This is a genomic window from Sporosarcina sp. P1, assembly GCF_002743155.1.
GTDB classification, from domain to species: Bacteria; Bacillota; Bacilli; order Bacillales_A; family Planococcaceae; genus Sporosarcina; species Sporosarcina ureae_B.
In genome coordinates this window covers 60,445-77,415 of record NZ_PDYS01000010.1, presented here as the reverse complement: position 1 = coordinate 77,415, position 16,971 = coordinate 60,445, and the positions used below count along the sequence as shown (strand labels likewise).

Genomic DNA, 16,971 nt, shown 5'->3' with positions numbered 1-16,971 from the left:
GAGTATGGATTTCTCTTTCACGAAAAAAGAAGAAAAATTTAGAACCGAATTACGAACATGGCTTGAAGCCAATCTTCCCGAAGGATGGCTAGAAGGCAAGCGCGATTTGCCGGAAGACTTGGATGAATACTCCCGTGTATTACGTGCTTGGCAAAGAAAATTGTATGAAGGTGGATGGGCAGCCATCGCCTGGCCGAAAGAATATGGCGGTCGCAACGCCAGCTTGATGGAGGAAATTATCTACCATCAAGAAATGGTGCGCGTCAAAGCACCGCCACTCATCAACTATATCGGGATCCATATGGTAGGTCCTACGTTGATCGACATCGGAACGGATGAACAAAAAGAGAAATACTTGAAAAAAATCCTGACAGGTGAAGAAATATGGTGCCAAGGCTATTCAGAGCCAGGCGCAGGGTCGGATTTAACCGGCCTAAAAACACGTGCGGTAAAAGACGGCGATCGCTGGCTCATCAATGGTCAGAAAGTCTGGACAAGTTTTGGTCACGTGGCGGATAAATGCTTCTTGCTGACGAGAACGAGTACGCACCCGGAAAAGAAGCACCGAGGGATTACGGTGTTCATGATGGATATGCATCAACCGGGAGTCGAAACGCTTCCGATCGTGCAGATGGATGGACATAAAGACTTTAACGAAGTGTATATGACAGACGCTGTCGCAACAGATGCAGATATCGTCGGAAAAGTAGACTCGGGTTGGCATGTATTGATTGCTTTGATGCTCCATGAGCGTACGGGAATCGGTGCAGAACTCTTCACACTCGAAAAGCAATTCAACGATACAGTGGAACTGGCACAGCAGTATAAAGTAAATGGCAAGCCATTGATTGAAAATCCTCTAGTCAGACAAAAATTGGCGAATTTCTATGCCCGCGTGCGTGGATCGCTATTGAATTACTATAAAAACTTGACGACTACGATCAAGAATGGTCAACCGGGAGCGGAAACTTCGATTGATAAATTGGTGGTAACCGAATTGAACCAGGCACTCTCTGCATTTGCCGTAGAAATTCAAGGACACCAAGGTGTGCTATTTGATAAGGATGCCGTAGCGGATCCGAAGTGGCAGCATTTATTCCTCGCCTCATTCGGACAGACAATCGGTGGCGGTACGAGTGAAGTCCAACGCAATACGATTGGCGAGCGCGTACTGGGATTGCCAAAAGACATGGGACGTTAATAGATTTGGAGGGATGAAATATGGACTTTTCACTAACAGAAGAGCAAGAAATGTTCCGTGGACATATCCGTAAAATGTTGGATAAATTCGGCGGTACACAGCTAGCTCGAGAAATGATTGACAATAATCCGGAAAACTTGAAGAAAGTGTACACGACATTAGCTGAACTTGGATGCAGCGGCATCAACATTCCTGAAGAATACGATGGTATGGATCTGGATGCACTCGATCTCGTTCCGACGTTCGAAGAAATGGGACGTTCATTAGTACCTGGCTTGTTCATGGAAACATCCGCGTTGGTAGTACCGATCCTGAAGAAATATGGAACAGAGCAACAGAAACAACAGTATCTGTCCGCCATCGCTTCGGGAGAAACATGGATTTCATTTGCTGCACTTGAGCCGTTCAATGACTTCTCCCCAGCAGGTATCCAATGTACATTGGTGCAGCAGGATGGACAGTACGTACTAAACGGTACGAAGACGCTTGTACCGGAAGCAGAACTTGCGGATGCATTCCTCGTATTGGTACGCACAAACCAAGAAGATCAAGAAGACGGACTATCGCTTGTGCTGATCGACAAAACAGAAGGATTGAACATCGAGAAACAATCTTCTTTTGACGAATCAACACATGTAGCGAAAATCGAATTCAATCAGCTTGTCATCAAAGAAGATCAAATTATAGGTGAAGTAGACAAGGGATGGACGCAACTTCAAGAAGGTCTGTTGTACTTCAATGCCGCACTGAGTTCATACATCGTCGGCGCAATGGAAAGTGTCGTCAACATGGCGACGGAATATGCGAAGATTCGGGAGCAGTTCGGCCAAGCGATCGGACGTTTCCAGGCGATTAAACATAGTATCGTCAACATGAAAGTGAATTTGGAAATTGCGCGCTCACTGAGCCATTATGCCAACTGGGTAGTGGATACGGACGAATTCGATCGAGAAGCGGCCATTTACAGCGCCCGTACATATGCGACGGAGAAATTCATCGAAGTTTCGGCACATAATATTCAAATCCACGGTGGAATCGGATTTACCGAAGAAATCGATTGCCATTTATTTGTAAAGCGCGCTCGCTATTATGATCAGTATTTAGGTTCCACCCCTTTCTATCAAGAAAAAGTAGTCGCTTCTCTAGGCTGGTAATTTGAAGGAGGAAAACATATGACGAACGTATCCGAGAAATCCAAATTGACGACTTACGGCAATATTATGAACGGCAAGTCGGTACAGGCACAAGACGGGGCTGTATCAAACAGTATCGATCCATCTACAGCGGAAGTATGGGCAACTATTCCTTCCAGTAAAAAAGAAGACGCAGAACTGATCATCCAGGCAGCACGTGCAGCATTCGATGACTGGGCGAATCTGCCTGCCCGTACACGCGGCGACTATATGCGTAAGATCGGGGACATGATTCCCGAGTATGCTGCGGAGTTGCTTGAGCTTGAAACGCGTAATAACGGCTGGGTACTAGATGAGTATCAGTATTTGGCGGAAGTGTTAAAGCAGGTCTGGTACGACGCAGCGGGAGCGGCATCTCTTGTAGGTGCACAAGGTCGTACGGTACAGATGGGCACAGGAGATTTTGGTTTCACTTCACGTAAGCCATACGGAGTAGTAGTCGGAATCTTACCTTGGAACGCTCCTTTATTCACCTTTACGATTAAGGCTGCCTATGCGCTAGCGGCAGGGAATACTGTCATCATTAAACCATCTGAGAGTGCAGCGGTCGGATCATTGCGATATGGCGAGTTGATTTCACAAATCTTACCACCTGGCGTATTGAATGTCATTTCGGGTGCGGGTCGTGAAATCGGGGATTACCTCGTCTCTCACAAAGAAGTGAATAAAGTGAGTTTGACAGGATCCAAAGCAACAGCGGAGCGTATTACAAAAGCGACTGCGCATTCACCAAAGTCATTGATCTTTGAACTTGGCGGAAAATCTCCGAATATCGTCTTTGAAGATGCGGACATCGATCAAGCGGTACACGGATTGATCAACGGCATTTTCACACCGAACTCCGGTCAGATTTGTGTGGCAGGTTCACGCATGCTGATCCAGCGCTCCATTTACGACGAAGTGATTGGACGTTTAAAAGAGTTGATGACGAATGATGAATTCGTCAAACACGGTGATACGCTGGATACGAACAACACTATGGGGCCTATCGCAAACGAAGCGCAATATCAGTCGGTATGCGGGTTTATCGATGAGGCATCAAAAGAGGAGTACGAAGTGGTATTCGGAGGAAAATATGGCGGAGACGCGGTTCTACCGGGGCGACCAGAATTTGCGAACGGATATTGGGTGCAACCTACGCTCGTTAAAGTAGCTGATAACAGTTCAAAACTGGCTCGTGAAGAAATTTTCGGTCCTGTGGCGGTCGCTATTCCATTCGATACCGAAGAAGAAGCCATTCAAATTGCGAATGATACCAACTTCGGTCTGGCAGCAGGCGTATGGACGCAAAATCTCAGTGTTGCACACCGTATGATTGATAAGCTTCAAGCAGGTAATGTCTGGGTCAATACGTACGCTAGAGTAGGTGCAGATCTTCCGTTTAGCGGCATCAAAGAGAGCGGTTACGGTACGGATTCGGTTCTGGATTATACATTGGAAAAAGCTTGTGTCATCAATATCCGGTAAACAGCCAGTAACGTCTGATCTGTGGCGGGAGGGCTTCGGTTCAAGCATACCGGAACCTCCTTCTGCAGATCTTCACTTTAGACCACTTCTAGATTTGACATAATGAATAAAGTTTGTAGAAGCTATTACACTATCGATAAAGGGAGGCCACTAAATGAATGAAGCGGCACTAAAAGATAAATCGATTAATAGAGGTTTTTTATTCATCAGTTTTGGAGCATTCTTTATTATGTTAAGTTTAGCAACCCATCTTCCTGCATACCCGCATATGCTTGCGGAATTTAATCTGACGCCGGGATATGCGGTTTGGATGCAACTGGGTCTGGCTGTTGGGTTGACGGGATTCCAGCCACTACTTGGATGGATTGGTGATTCGTTCGGATTGAAGATCGTCATCTTAATTGGCGGTATTTTTATGGTCGTCGGATCATTGCTTGTAGCTTTCTCGTTTTCTTTCTGGGTGCTCGTTCTCGGTTTATTCTTTAAAGGAATCTCGGGTGCGGCGATTGCACCGTCAGGAATTGCCTACGCCGGTAAATTCATGGTCGGTACGCAACGTGCGAAAGCGATTGGAACGTTTGCTGCGTTCATCACAATCGGTGCGGTATTCGGTCCGGTCATCAGCGGTATGATCGTCGATACGGCGAACTGGCAAGCAAGCTTTATCTTCACTGCTATTCTTGGTGGTTTAGGCATTGCACTCTTTGCTTTTGTTCCACACGTCAAAGTACAAGCACGTAAGAAGTTGGATGTTCTTGGTTTGATTTTCGTCATCGCTCTATTGCTCGGTTTGTTGACGATACCAACATTCATCAACAGCTTCGGAATCGAATCCGGCATGTGGATTCCATCATTGCTAGTATTCATTACGGCGTTGATCATCTTGATCTTTGTAGAGAAAAAACAAAAAGCTCCGTTGCTCGATTTGGAGTACGTGGCGAATCGGAACTTCTGGGTACCTACGACGATTGCGGTATTCATCTTCCTTGGTTACTCGGGTGTGATGTACTTATTAACATTCTTTGTACAGAACGTACAAGGAAAAGCCGCTACAACAGTAGGCTTCCTGCAGATGGCTGTATTCCTAGGAACATCGGTCGCAGCTTATTTAAGCGGAAGAATTATGAAGAAACTGTCAGCGCGATTGATTATGGGATCGGGAATTCTCATCTTTGCTTCCGGAATCATCATGTTGAATTTCGTTACACTTACAACATCGTTTGTGTATTTGTTCATTGCTATGAGTCTGGTCGGTCTCGGTGTTGGTTTCCAAACACCTGTAGTCAAAGGGCTTGTCGTGTCTAAAGCTTCAACTGAACGAATGAATGTCGTGACATTTACGAATACGGTAATTGAAAACTTGGCACAGAGAATGGGCGCATCATTAGCACTTGTTGCTTTCTCTATCTTCTCTGCAAGCGGTAATAATGTTGGGGCAGTCGTGAATACATCTTGGGTGATTATGGGCTTCATCGTCATTGCATTGTTATTCCTACCGTTGATTCCTCGAACGATTCCTGGAATTCACACGAGTGAAGCCGACTTGGTCGATACCAATGTAGTGCCGAAAGTGTTACAAACTGAAGAAATCAAATAAATTGTGCGACAAAGTATAGAGAGGAGTCTTTTATATGAATATTTATGTCTTACTGAAAAAAACATTCGACACGGAGGAATCGATTTCCGTGTCAGGCGGTCGTATTGACGAAAGTGGTGCGGAGTTCATTATTAATCCGTACGACGAATATGCGGTCGAAGAAGCGATTCAGCAACGCGACAAGCACGGCGGAACGGTAACGGTTGTGACGATTGGTGATGAAGACTCAGAGAAGCAATTGCGTACGGCACTTGCGATGGGTGCGGATGACGCGGTACTCATCGATACGAGTGACGATCTGGATGAAGGTGATCAATTCACAACGGCGAAAATCTTGGAAAAATTCTTTGAAGATAAAGAAGTGGATTTGATCCTCGCAGGCAATGTGGCAATCGATGAGGCAAGCGGACAAGTAGGCCCTCGTCTAGCAGAGCGTCTAAATATGCCGTTCATTACGACGATCGTCAAGCTAGATATTGAAGGCGAAGTGGCGAAAATTGAAAAAGACGTAGAAGGAGATCTTGAGAAAATAGAAGTATCTTTGCCTGTGCTCGTAACGTGCCAGCAAGGACTGAATGAGCCGAGATACACGTCACTTCCAGGTATCATGAAGGCGAAGAAAAAGCCGCTTGAACAACTTGAACTCGATGATTTGGATCTCGATGAAGACGACGTGGAAGCGAAGACGGCAACGATTTCTATTTTCTTACCCCCTAAAAAGCAAGCTGGACGTATTTTAGCAGGAGAAACAGGAGAGCAAGTTAAAGAACTGGTCAGCTTATTGTCCAATGAAGCGAAAGTAATCTAAACAATCTACGAAATGAAAGGAGTTTTACTATGAGTGAAAAGATACTAGTAATCGGGGAATTGCAGCAAGGGGTTCTTCGTAAAGTAAGTTATGAGACAATCGCAGCGGCAAAACAAGTAAATGCCGACGCAGAAATTCTGGCATTGGTACTAGGTGATGGAGACTTGCAGCAACCGGCTGAAGAAATGATCCACTATGGTGCAAACCGTGTTATTACCGTCTCACATGCCAACTTGAGCAACTATACATCAGAAGGCTATGGACAAGTCATCATGGAAGTGATGCAGGAGGAAAATCCATCCGGCATTATCATGGGCCACACGTCAGTCGGTAAAGATGTAACACCAAAAATCGCAAGCCGTCTAGAACTTGGACTGATCTCGGATGCGGTGGCAATTGAAAAAGAAGATGATCAAGTCATTTTCACTAGACCTATCTACTCCGGTAAAGCGTTTGAAAAGAAAGTGATGAAAGATGATGGATTGCTATTTGCGACGATCCGCCCGAATAATATTTCTGCTTTGGAGCACGACGCGAGCCGTACAGGCGAAATCATAGCAAAAGAAGTGGATGTCAAGGACTTGCGTACGATCGTTCAAGAAGTGATCCGCAAGAAAACAGAAGGCGTAGATTTATCGGAAGCGAAAATCGTTATTGCCGGCGGACGCGGCGTCAAGAGCGCCGAAGGGTTTAATGCATTGTATGAGCTAGCGAACTTGCTAGGCGGCGCTGTAGGGGCTTCTCGAGGCGCCTGTGACGCGAATTACTGCGATTACTCGCTACAAATCGGTCAAACCGGAAAAGTGGTTACGCCCGATCTCTATATCGCAGTAGGTATTTCCGGAGCGATTCAGCATATGGCAGGCATGTCGAACTCCAAAGTGATTGTCGCGATCAACAGTGACGAAGAAGCAAATATTTTCAAGATGGCAGATTACGGCATCGTCGGTGACCTGTTCGAAGTTCTTCCGTTATTCATTGAAGAACTCAAATTGCAAGGCGCGTTAGTATCCTAACTCTTGAGCATTCATAAAACAGCTTGGAAAGTTCGATTACCGGACTTTCCAAGCTGTTTTTGCGTTCTAGTCTTTACTGCATGTCCCTTCGACTAAAGTAAAAGTACATAGTGAAACTTGGAAATCCATGTTATACTATTCTGAACTTACGGTTTATCGGAGGGACTATATGTGATTAATTACGATTTACTGTTAAATAACACGAACTGTGAACTGACACATCATCAAACCATCGCAAATAAAATCGACCCATTTCAAGTGATTATTATACATGATCGTCAGCCCAACTTTTTTGACTATAATTACTTACTTAATTTCCCGTCTGAAAACGTGCGGAAAAAAGTGGATACCAACCGTATTTTTCCGAGGGTGAAAAACGAAACATTTATTGTCCGTCAGCAAGACTACGAAGACAATATTGAGTTGTTTTTCAAGATTCGTGTTGACGCGAGACGCGAAGTACACGCGAAAGCAACAGAGTTCATGATCGCTAAATTTTTCAGTACCTATGAAAGCCATCTTGCACCGTTGCTTGTGAATAAGCCAACACTCAAATGGGAAATTATAAATAAATTATATGATAAGTATGATAAATTAGTACGCGATCACACCCATTTAAATGACGAGGATTCTTGGAATATATTCAGCACATGGTACAGGACGTATTTAATGAATCATACTGTCAATGAAATGCTCAAAAAGCATGGCTATCATACTCTAAACGCTCTTGATCGAGAAGTGTTGAATGAATTATTTCTAGAAGAAATGAGGATAAGTTTCGTTTCCAACGATAGCTTTCTGAATACATTCACTGCTGACGTCAACGTTTACATCGAAAAAATGGTTTCCGAAATACTTGCGGTATTTGAATCTGAAAAAAATTCAATGGAGCAGATTAATGAATTGCTGGGAGTCAGCGAGCAGATTTCCGTACATCAGCCAATCGAATCAACAGCAAAAACGAATAATCTGGTTGTCATGAGCAATGCCATCTATCAATTCATCACTGAAGCTATTTCCAATCAAAAATTCACTTTCCAGTCAGATCAATGGCCAAAAGCGACGATTGATACTGCCACATTGGCAGGTACTTTGCAGTTACTTCCGCATAAAGAAGAACGCACAGCAAGTCGTATGATTCAACTGCAAAAGGATGCCCAATCATTATCAGAAATCGATGTGGACGTATTAGATTCTCTATGCCATATGTATGTGGCGCAAGTAGGTGACCGCGTAGAAATTCGCTTCGATGATCTACTGACAATTCGTGGACTAAAAACAAAACTCGGAGGAACAGGTAGACGCGGCGGCTATGAAAAAGAACAACGCATCCACGTGATGAAAGCGCTTTCGACAATACAATCACTATGGATGGAATTCGAAACAGTCTTAGTATATGAGCAAGGGAAACCCGTCAATAAGAAGCTGCAAGGGCGTGCGTTCATTTTTACGAATGAAGACGGCAGTTTGTGCGAATTAAACGAAGAGTCATTACCCGAACGTCTATATGTAACGATGGGGGAAGTATTTGATCCTTTCTTGCAAGGCACTGTCAGACAAGTAAAGTTATTACCGAATCAAGCGATTGAATTCAATCCGTATCAACGGAAATGGGAGAAAAAACTTATCCGTTATATAAGCTGGCGCTGGCGTACTCAAGCACGAAAAGCAAGCTATTTGCAGCCGCATAAAATCAGTACATTGCTTGAAAAAATCGGTATGCAAATAGACTCACAAGCACCTTCACGTATTCGGGACCGACTGGAGAAAGCCCTCGACCTATTAGAGGAAGAAGGCGTGATAACATTTTGGCAATACAATCAATGGAATGAAGATTGCATGTCAAAGAAAGGCTGGTTACGACTCTGGTTGGATGCGACGATCATCATCGCGCCGCCTGACGAGATTGTTAGCTATTATCAACCGATCGAGAGAAAAAAATCAATCAAAGCACCAACCACTTTTTCCTTAGTACAAACAAAAGAAGAAGTCTGTAAGAATATTGGTAGCGATTTTAAAGAATGTCGCATCAACCGTGGTTTGACACTAAAACAAGTAGCCGAAGAATTGAATATTTCGACGTCCTATATAAGCAATATCGAACGAGGTGGAGCGTTACCTTCACAAACGGTCTATAAAAAGATGAAAGATTGGTTAAATTAAACCAATAAAATGTACGGTGTACCGTCTGGAAACAATGATCGAATTTAAAATAATTTTCAAAAACCGAACATACCGACGCTATAATAGTGGTATACTAAGCAAAGCTCATTTTTTGTCGAGCTTTGCTTTCTTTTATCGACAAAAGCAATAAGTAGAGAACAGTAAATTCTTATGAAACCTGGTTCCAAATAATCCTTCTTCATATACTATTATTCGCATCATGTAAACTAACACACCAAACATATCGCACGTGCAGCAATCAAGGAAGGGAGATCGGGGAGTGCAATGGTAATATCATGCATGGAGCTTAGTTGATAGGTAAAAGATTGTACTTAAATGTCGGCATCTAAAGTAAGCAATGCACAAGGAGAAAAGGCGAGAAATGCAAAAAACGTTATGTAAAGATAAAACTTCAGTAATTATATCAACAAAAAAGAAGCACGAACATACGAGCGTCAAAAAAATGGTATACTAGGCAAGGTTTATGAATATCGGTAAGTTTATATGGATATATGATCTTGTTGAACACGGTTCCAAATAATCCTTGTCTATACAATATTCCTCGCACCATATCATCTAACAAACATTGACTACAACACGTAAAGTAATCAAGTACACCATCTTCGAATACATAAAAAAAGATTAAGCAGATTATTCGGAAGAGAAGAGGGCCATCAGATGTTTGATGATAGGATAACCAAAATGAAAAGTATTTGTCAATGATTTTTCATATCAAAAGCTTATAAAAGTGATAGGTTGACGGATTAAGCAGTACGTTAAAATTGTCTGGTCGGGTTAAGCTAGTAAGATGGATCATCACGACAGTAAAACAGCATCTAAAATGTAGAATGAAAAAACAATAAATATTGTTTGCCGAAGAAAATAAACGACAAACACATAAACAGTGCATAAATGTCGTAAAGCTTGAAGTTAACTTGTTGAGCAATTATAATTAGCCGAGCGCATAATTCAGCGAAAAAAGCGCTAATATCTCACTATCACAAGTATACTTATTAGTGATACGTAACTTCCTATAATTTATATTATGTTCGGGGCGTTCTACGATCTATACATATTCTATTCTCCTAAGTATCCTTCTCGCCCTAGCTTTCTACGCGATGCTTATAATCTTTCGTCTTAATGTCATCAAAATCGATATATCCTACACTGTACTCAATGACATCATTAATAAATAGCTTGTGATCTTTTGCGAACTTTTTAACGGATTCTAATAACTCTTGATCATATGTGGTTTTATATTGGATTCGATCTATTGGTCGTAAATTCTTATCGTACTCAATAACTCCTGCAGCTAATACGTTCCGTAAACCATTTTCTAATAAATAATTGCTATATGTATCAAGTTCTTCAGATAAACCTTTTAATTGCTCTAAAATTTCCTGACTGATATTCGTACGGAATTTAATCCGTGTTTCATCTGTAGTTTGAATCATTCTTCCACCCACTAATTTCCACATTATCTATTCCTCCTAAATTTAACAAAAACTCGCAAATAGTATATTCACGAGTTTATCTTTTGTAATCGATCTGTTTGTCGTAACGCCTGGATATTTGCAGAACCTGTTGCAAACATGGCCATACGTAATTCTAGTTCGCGGACTTCCATTGTCTGGAAAACACTCTCAGCTGATTGAGTAGCTTCTTCTAAAATTGCGCGACCAAAACCGACAAAATCTGCACCTAACGCAATACATTTTGCAGCATCGACACCTGTATGAAGTCCACCGCTTGCGATCAGTAATTTATCATTCATATAAGGTTCGACTAGTCGTAGTGAATCTGTCGTTCGAATTCCCCATTCGCTAAACGCTGCGGCCGCTTGCTGTTTGATTGCAGTTGTACGGTATTTCTCTACTTGACTCCAAGATGTCCCACCTGCCCCGGCTACGTCAATGAATGACACACCGATATCTAGAAGTTTTTTAGCCGTTTGACCATCTATTCCCCATCCGACTTCTTTAATGCCGACGGGAACCGATAATTCACTGCATAATTTCTCAATTTTACATAATAAATTACTGAAATTCGTATTACCTTCTGGCTGAATAACTTCCTGTAAAACATTTATGTGCAGAACTAACGCATCTGCATCGGTATACTCGATAATTTGCCGACATTCATCAGCGGAAAATCCATAATTTAACTGCACTGCACCTAAATTCGCGATAATGGGGGCTGTTGGAGCGTATTTTCGTAAAGCAAATGAAGGACGGAATGCCTTACTCTCTATTAAAGCACGCGTCGAACCTAACGCCAGTGCCCAGCCTCTTTGTTCTGCAGCAAGTGCGAGATTTCGGTTAATCGTTTCTGCAAAGTCCGCACCACCAGTCATCGAACTTACTAAAAAAGGTGTTTTACATGATTTATTTAGAAAGTGTTGCTCTGTATTGATATCGTCAAATGATAATTCAGGTAAGGCATTATGTAGAAATTCATACTGCTCCAAACCTGTCGTGATCGCATTTCCAGTGACATGTTCATCCAACACGATTTGAATATGCTGTGCTTTCCGGTCATTCAATTGCTTGCCCATGATTTTAGCTCCTATCTACTTATACATCCATTTCTGTCTTTGCCGGCTACTATGAATTATAGCGGTTCTATTTCGATTACACAAAAAATAAAAGCTCTGATAGGAAATCGGAGCTTTGTGTTCTTTAATATGTTGACACTACATATCTTTTCCATTTCTCATCCATTATTTGTCCTCGTTCAAGGTACATAATGCGATCGCCGAGATGTTCTGCTTCATCGAGATCATGCGTCACAATAATGAACGGGATTTTCCACATGTCATGTAAACGTAAAAGCTCAGTTTGACACTGTTTCCGCGTTTCTTTATCGAGAGCTGACAACGGTTCATCCAGTAATAACACAGAAGGTTGTGTGGCAAGTGCACGAGCCAACGCTACACGTTGTTTTTCCCCGCCTGAAATCTGATGGGGATACTTCTGCAATAAATGCTTAATCCCCAGTACTTGTAGCAACTGGAGAATCATTTCATTCCGATTTTTTCGCTCATTCTTTTTCACGCCGAACCAAATATTTTTCTCCACCGTCATATGTGGAAACAACGCATAGTCTTGGAATAAATAACCGATTTGCCGATCGCGAGCGGGCAACGGCTTTTCACCAGTTTTGAAAAAAATGCGTTCATTCGAAACAATCAATCCGTGATCCGGGTGTGTGAGCCCTGCAATATAGTTTAAAATCGTTGTTTTACCTGAGCCGGATGGACCGACTAACACCATGATTTCGTTGCACATTTCAAAATGAATGTTCATCTCAAAATGTGCGAGTTGTTGATGAATGTCTACATGTAGCATGTCCAATCCCCTTTCGATTCAAGATTTCGTAAACCGTCTAATATTGCGCTTGCTCCACCAATTCACCCATAAAATCAAACTGAAGCCGAATGTACTGATCATGATGACCCAAAACGTAGCTTTTTCCATTTGTCCTGATTCTACCGCGAAATAAATCGCCATCGGAATCGTGTCAGTTCTACCCGGTATGTATCCCGCAAGCATTAACGTAGCACCGAATTCACCAAGGCCTCTTGCGAAAGACAACACCAATCCGGCGAGTAACCCTGGCCAAGCGAGTGGGAATACAACGGACCAGAATACACGCCATTCCGAAGCGCCCATCGTACGCGCTGCATTCGATAATCGTTCATCGAGACTTTCAAAAGCGGCTGCTGCACTTTGATACATCAGTGGAAATGATACGACAATAGACGCGATCACAGCACCAATCCACGTAAAGACAATTTGAAAATCGAACCATTCAAGCAACCAACTGCCGATCCAGCCCTGTTTGCCAAATAAAATGAGTAAACCGAAGCCAACGACTGTCGGTGGTAACACGAGAGGCAATAAAAATAATGCTTCCAATAGGCTTTTTCCGAAAAAATCACGTTTCGCAAGCAAATACGCAATGAACACACCTACTGCAAACACAAAGATAGTGGAGATAGCAGCTACTTTCAAAGATAATACTAAAGGGGAATAATCCATATCCAGCACGCCTTCTCCCTCTTTCCTTTACTTAAATCCGAACTTCTGCAACGTTTTTTTTCCTTCATCACCAGTCAAATAATCAAGAAATTGCTGTGCGGCTTCTTGATGTTTGGATTCAGCCACGACAGCGCCCGGGTATACAATCGGCTCGTGCCAGTCGGCTTCAGCTTCTGCCAATGTTTTTACATCATCCGAAATGAATGCATCACTGGAATATACGATGCCATACTCTACGTTACCCATTTCTACGTGTGTCAGTACTTGCCGTACGTCTGACCCTAGAACTAACTTATCTTGCAAAGGTTCCCAGAGATCCAAGCTTTCGAATGTTTCTTTCGTATAACGACCAACCGGAACTGATTCAGGCTCACCTACTGCCAAATGATCGATAATTGCTGGATCCAAGTCTTCGAATGAAGAAATCGCACTATCGGAATCATTATGTGCAATCAAAACAAGTGCGTTTTCCGCGAAATTTTTTCTTGATTCATTGACAAGTAACTCTTTATCTTCCATGTCGTTCATATCTTTTGAACTGGCAGACAAGAATACGTCAGACGGGGCGCCATTTTCAATAGACGTTGCCAATTTTCCTGAGCTTCCGAAGTTGTATATTACAGAGATCCCTTCATGGGCTTCTTCAAAAGATCGTTTTAACTCTTCCAATGCATCCGTCAAACTTGCAGCCGCAGAAATGATCAGTTCCACTTTCGGTGTTTCCTGATCTAATGCTTCTGTGTTTCCAGTTTCATTCATATCTGAACATCCGACTAGAAAAACAGCTAACAGAACGAAAAAAGCAGAAAGTGACAATCGTTTCATTATGTATCCCCTACTTCTCAATTACTTATAACTAGATATAACTAAATATATCTAGTTATATATGGAATCATCATATTATGCTTTATGACACTTGTCAATTTTGCAATTATTGATGATTTGTCGGAAGATAGATGTACTATTCTTGGAGGGTTGAGACATGACAAATCTAGAACATGATATTTCCTATACGACCGATGAAATCGCTCAATTATTGAAAGTATCGAAATTAACGGTGTACGACATCATTAAAAAGGGAGAAATCCGTGCCTATCGCGTGGGACGTCAAATGCGTGTCGATGCTGTGGATTTAACAGCGTATAAAGAACGACTGAAAAGCGGTGGTGAATCTGCTCCAGTGCCTTCGAATTCGCCGATCCAACAAGTCACTGCGTCAGCATCTACAACGGACAAACAAATCATCATCAGCGGACAGGATTTAAGCCTGGACATTATGGCCAGTCACATAGAAGAATCCGGACTTTATCAGCCATTGCGATCATTCTCTGGTAGTTTAAACAGCTTGATCAAGATGTATCAAGGCCAAGCCGACATCGTCAGTACGCATTTATTTGATGGAGAAACTGGTGAATACAATCTACCGTATATTAAACGGCTGCTTACTGGACACTCTTATATGGTCATCCATTTGCTTGGCAGAAAAGCAGGCTTATATGTGCAAAAGGATAATCCGAAGCAACTACAGAACTGGTCGGATCTCGCGCAACCGGGAATCTGCCTTGTGAACCGTGAGAAAGGCTCAGGAGCTCGAGTTTTGCTGGATGAGCAACTACTTCTCGCAGGAATTACGGGCCCTTTTATTAACGGCTATGACGACGAGGAGCTGAATCACATGGCTGTAGCGACACGAATCGCTTCGGGTCATGCAGATGTAGGCGTCGGAATCGAAAAAACGGCTCGATTACTAGATGTAGACTTTATTCCATTGATACAGGAGCAGTATGATTTAGTACTGATTAAAACGGCTGAAAACGAAAAACTGCGCGAGCTCATAGTCAAGACACTGAACTCAACCTCATTCAAAGAAAAACTAGCTGTGATGGGTGGCTACGACTTAACGAGAACAGGAACTATTTTGTATGAAACCGTATAGAGACAGTGGGACAGTGCGCGTTTCGCTCATTAATTCGTATAAGCGCTCATAGTTCATGCGTATCCGCTCTATGGTCATCGCCAAACGCTCTATCACGGTCCGTAACCGCTCATACTTTCCAGCAAGCGCTCTATTAAGCCCTATATCCGCTCAAGAGCCTCCAAGTTTCGACAGTGTGAACTTAAACATCTCACGTATCACTACATCCGGTATTCATTTCAATGAAATCCCATACTATTCACCTGTCCACTCTTCTAAACAATTCCATAAAAAAAGTAACCCACCTTAGGCGGGTTACTCTCTGTCGTCTTCATAATACTCTTCAATCGAATCTGTCTCATAATACATTTCTTCTTGCGTCTCAAAGCGATTGTATCGCAACGTGAACAAATAAAACACATGCGTGGCGACTACTTTCAGCAATGCATATGCTGGAATCCCGAGAATCACTCCAGCGACGCCGAACAGCGAGCCGGCCGTCAGTAAAACGAAGATAATGGTGATCGGATGAATATGTAGCGACTTCCCCATGATCTGAGGCGAAATAAATTTCCCTTCGACCACTTGCACAATCGTCCAAACAATCGCGAGCTTCACGAGCATGAATGGCGACGTGACCATCGCAATAATAGCGGCAGGCGTGATCGCAATCACTGGCCCGAGATACGGCACGATACTCGTGAACATCGCAAGTACCCCAAGCAATAATGCATATTTCATTTTAATAATTAAGAAGCCGATCGATACCATGATCCCGATCGCAATCGCCACCAAAATCTGCCCTTGAATATACGCGCTAATTTGTCTGTCCGCATCGCGGAAAATGATCGATGCATCATCACGCAAACGTGGTGGCAACATGCGCAAAATCATCTGAGGTAACTTCTCGCCATCCTTCAATAGATAAAATAGAATGAGCGGCACGGTGACGATGCTCAAGATAATTCCAGTAAGCGCGGAAACGAATGACGTCACGCCTGATGCGATACCACCTATCGTCTCCGTGAAGAACTTTCCGATGCTCGCAAAGCCAGAATCGAGGAACGTATTGACGTTAAAGTTGAACCCTTGATAGACAGAACCGAAAATAGAATTCCGTAAAAAATTATCCATATCTAAGATCAACTGTTTGAAATACGTTGGAAATTCATCGAATAAATTGATCGTCTGCAAACGCAGGAACGGTAACACTAAGAAAATCACTAATGTCAGTAAACCAGCAGCGGCTAGTAAGATGATTAAAATGCCATAGACGCGTGGTATGCGCAAACGTTCTTCCAAAAAGCGAAGAATGGGACGCATTAAGTAGTATAAAATCGTCGCGAGCACTACCGGCAAGACGACAGTAGAGAAAAATACTTGAATCGGATAGAAAATAAATGAAACTTGAGTGAAGACCAAGATGATCAATCCAATGAACAATAAACAAAGCAATACAAACAATGTAGATTGACCACCGAGAAATCCGACGATTGGTGATGTCGAACGAATAGACCAGAAGTCTCGTAAAGAAGACTTTTTTGGTGGTTGCCTCACCGATTCACTCCCCT

Annotated in this window: 14 protein-coding genes; 8 read left to right on the top strand and 6 right to left on the bottom strand. The window is 42.7% G+C overall.

The features are described from left to right. Positions 1–4 precede the first annotated feature (4 nt). The 7 genes from CSV73_RS11080 to CSV73_RS11050 all read left to right on the top strand — a co-directional run bounded on the left by CSV73_RS11080 (position 5) and on the right by CSV73_RS11050 (position 9,445). Positions 5–1,201, top strand: coding sequence for an acyl-CoA dehydrogenase family protein (locus CSV73_RS11080; RefSeq protein WP_085130695.1), 1,197 nt, complete (start codon positions 5–7; stop codon positions 1,199–1,201). 20 nt (positions 1,202–1,221) lie between these two features. Further along, a complete protein-coding gene (locus CSV73_RS11075; protein WP_099627604.1) occupies positions 1,222–2,355 on the top strand; it encodes an acyl-CoA dehydrogenase family protein in 1,134 nt (377 codons plus the stop codon). Positions 2,356–2,373: 18 nt separating this feature from the next. Then, positions 2,374–3,861, top strand: a complete 1,488-nt coding sequence (locus CSV73_RS11070; RefSeq protein WP_099627603.1) for an aldehyde dehydrogenase family protein — start codon at positions 2,374–2,376, stop codon at positions 3,859–3,861. 154 nt (positions 3,862–4,015) lie between these two features. Continuing rightward, positions 4,016–5,458: an MFS transporter gene (locus CSV73_RS11065; protein WP_085130701.1), complete on the top strand. Its 1,443-nt coding sequence runs from the start codon at positions 4,016–4,018 to the stop codon at positions 5,456–5,458. Between the two features lie 34 nt (positions 5,459–5,492). Then, positions 5,493–6,266, top strand: coding sequence for an electron transfer flavoprotein subunit beta/FixA family protein (locus CSV73_RS11060; protein WP_085130703.1), 774 nt, complete (start codon positions 5,493–5,495; stop codon positions 6,264–6,266). 29 nt (positions 6,267–6,295) lie between these two features. Beyond that, a complete protein-coding gene (locus CSV73_RS11055) occupies positions 6,296–7,282 on the top strand; it encodes an electron transfer flavoprotein subunit alpha/FixB family protein (protein ID WP_099627602.1) in 987 nt (328 codons plus the stop codon). 171 nt (positions 7,283–7,453) lie between these two features. Beyond that, complete coding sequence (locus CSV73_RS11050; RefSeq protein WP_099627601.1) at positions 7,454–9,445, top strand: helix-turn-helix domain-containing protein; 1,992 nt, start codon at positions 7,454–7,456, stop codon at positions 9,443–9,445. A 1,103-nt stretch (positions 9,446–10,548) separates the two neighbouring features. Here CSV73_RS11050 and CSV73_RS11045 read toward each other — a convergent pair. The 5 genes from CSV73_RS11045 to modA form a co-directional block, all read right to left on the bottom strand. After that, positions 10,549–10,923 carry an rRNA methyltransferase gene (locus CSV73_RS11045; protein WP_099627600.1) on the bottom strand — a complete coding sequence of 125 codons (375 nt, stop codon included), beginning with the start codon at positions 10,921–10,923 and terminating at the stop codon, positions 10,549–10,551. 44 nt (positions 10,924–10,967) lie between these two features. Continuing rightward, a complete protein-coding gene (gene fni, locus CSV73_RS11040) occupies positions 10,968–11,999 on the bottom strand; it encodes a type 2 isopentenyl-diphosphate Delta-isomerase (protein ID WP_099627599.1) in 1,032 nt (343 codons plus the stop codon). 124 nt (positions 12,000–12,123) lie between these two features. Beyond that, a complete protein-coding gene (locus CSV73_RS11035) occupies positions 12,124–12,792 on the bottom strand; it encodes an ATP-binding cassette domain-containing protein (protein ID WP_099627598.1) in 669 nt (222 codons plus the stop codon). 18 nt (positions 12,793–12,810) lie between these two features. Continuing rightward, on the bottom strand, positions 12,811–13,485 hold the full coding sequence (gene modB, locus CSV73_RS11030) for a molybdate ABC transporter permease subunit (protein WP_369802587.1): 675 nt from the start codon (positions 13,483–13,485) through the stop codon (positions 12,811–12,813). A 27-nt stretch (positions 13,486–13,512) separates the two neighbouring features. After that, the gene (modA, locus tag CSV73_RS11025; protein ID WP_099627597.1) at positions 13,513–14,310 is read right to left on the bottom strand and encodes a molybdate ABC transporter substrate-binding protein; all 798 of its coding nucleotides are present in this window, start codon (positions 14,308–14,310) and stop codon (positions 13,513–13,515) included. A gap of 157 nt (positions 14,311–14,467) precedes the next feature. Between modA and CSV73_RS11020 the strand changes: the two genes are divergently transcribed. Then, the gene (locus tag CSV73_RS11020; protein ID WP_099627596.1) at positions 14,468–15,421 is read left to right on the top strand and encodes a substrate-binding domain-containing protein; all 954 of its coding nucleotides are present in this window, start codon (positions 14,468–14,470) and stop codon (positions 15,419–15,421) included. A gap of 294 nt (positions 15,422–15,715) precedes the next feature. Here the strand turns inward: CSV73_RS11020 and CSV73_RS11015 are convergent, their stop codons facing one another. Beyond that, complete coding sequence (locus CSV73_RS11015) at positions 15,716–16,957, bottom strand: AI-2E family transporter (RefSeq protein ID WP_369802586.1); 1,242 nt, start codon at positions 16,955–16,957, stop codon at positions 15,716–15,718. Positions 16,958–16,971 lie beyond the last annotated feature (14 nt).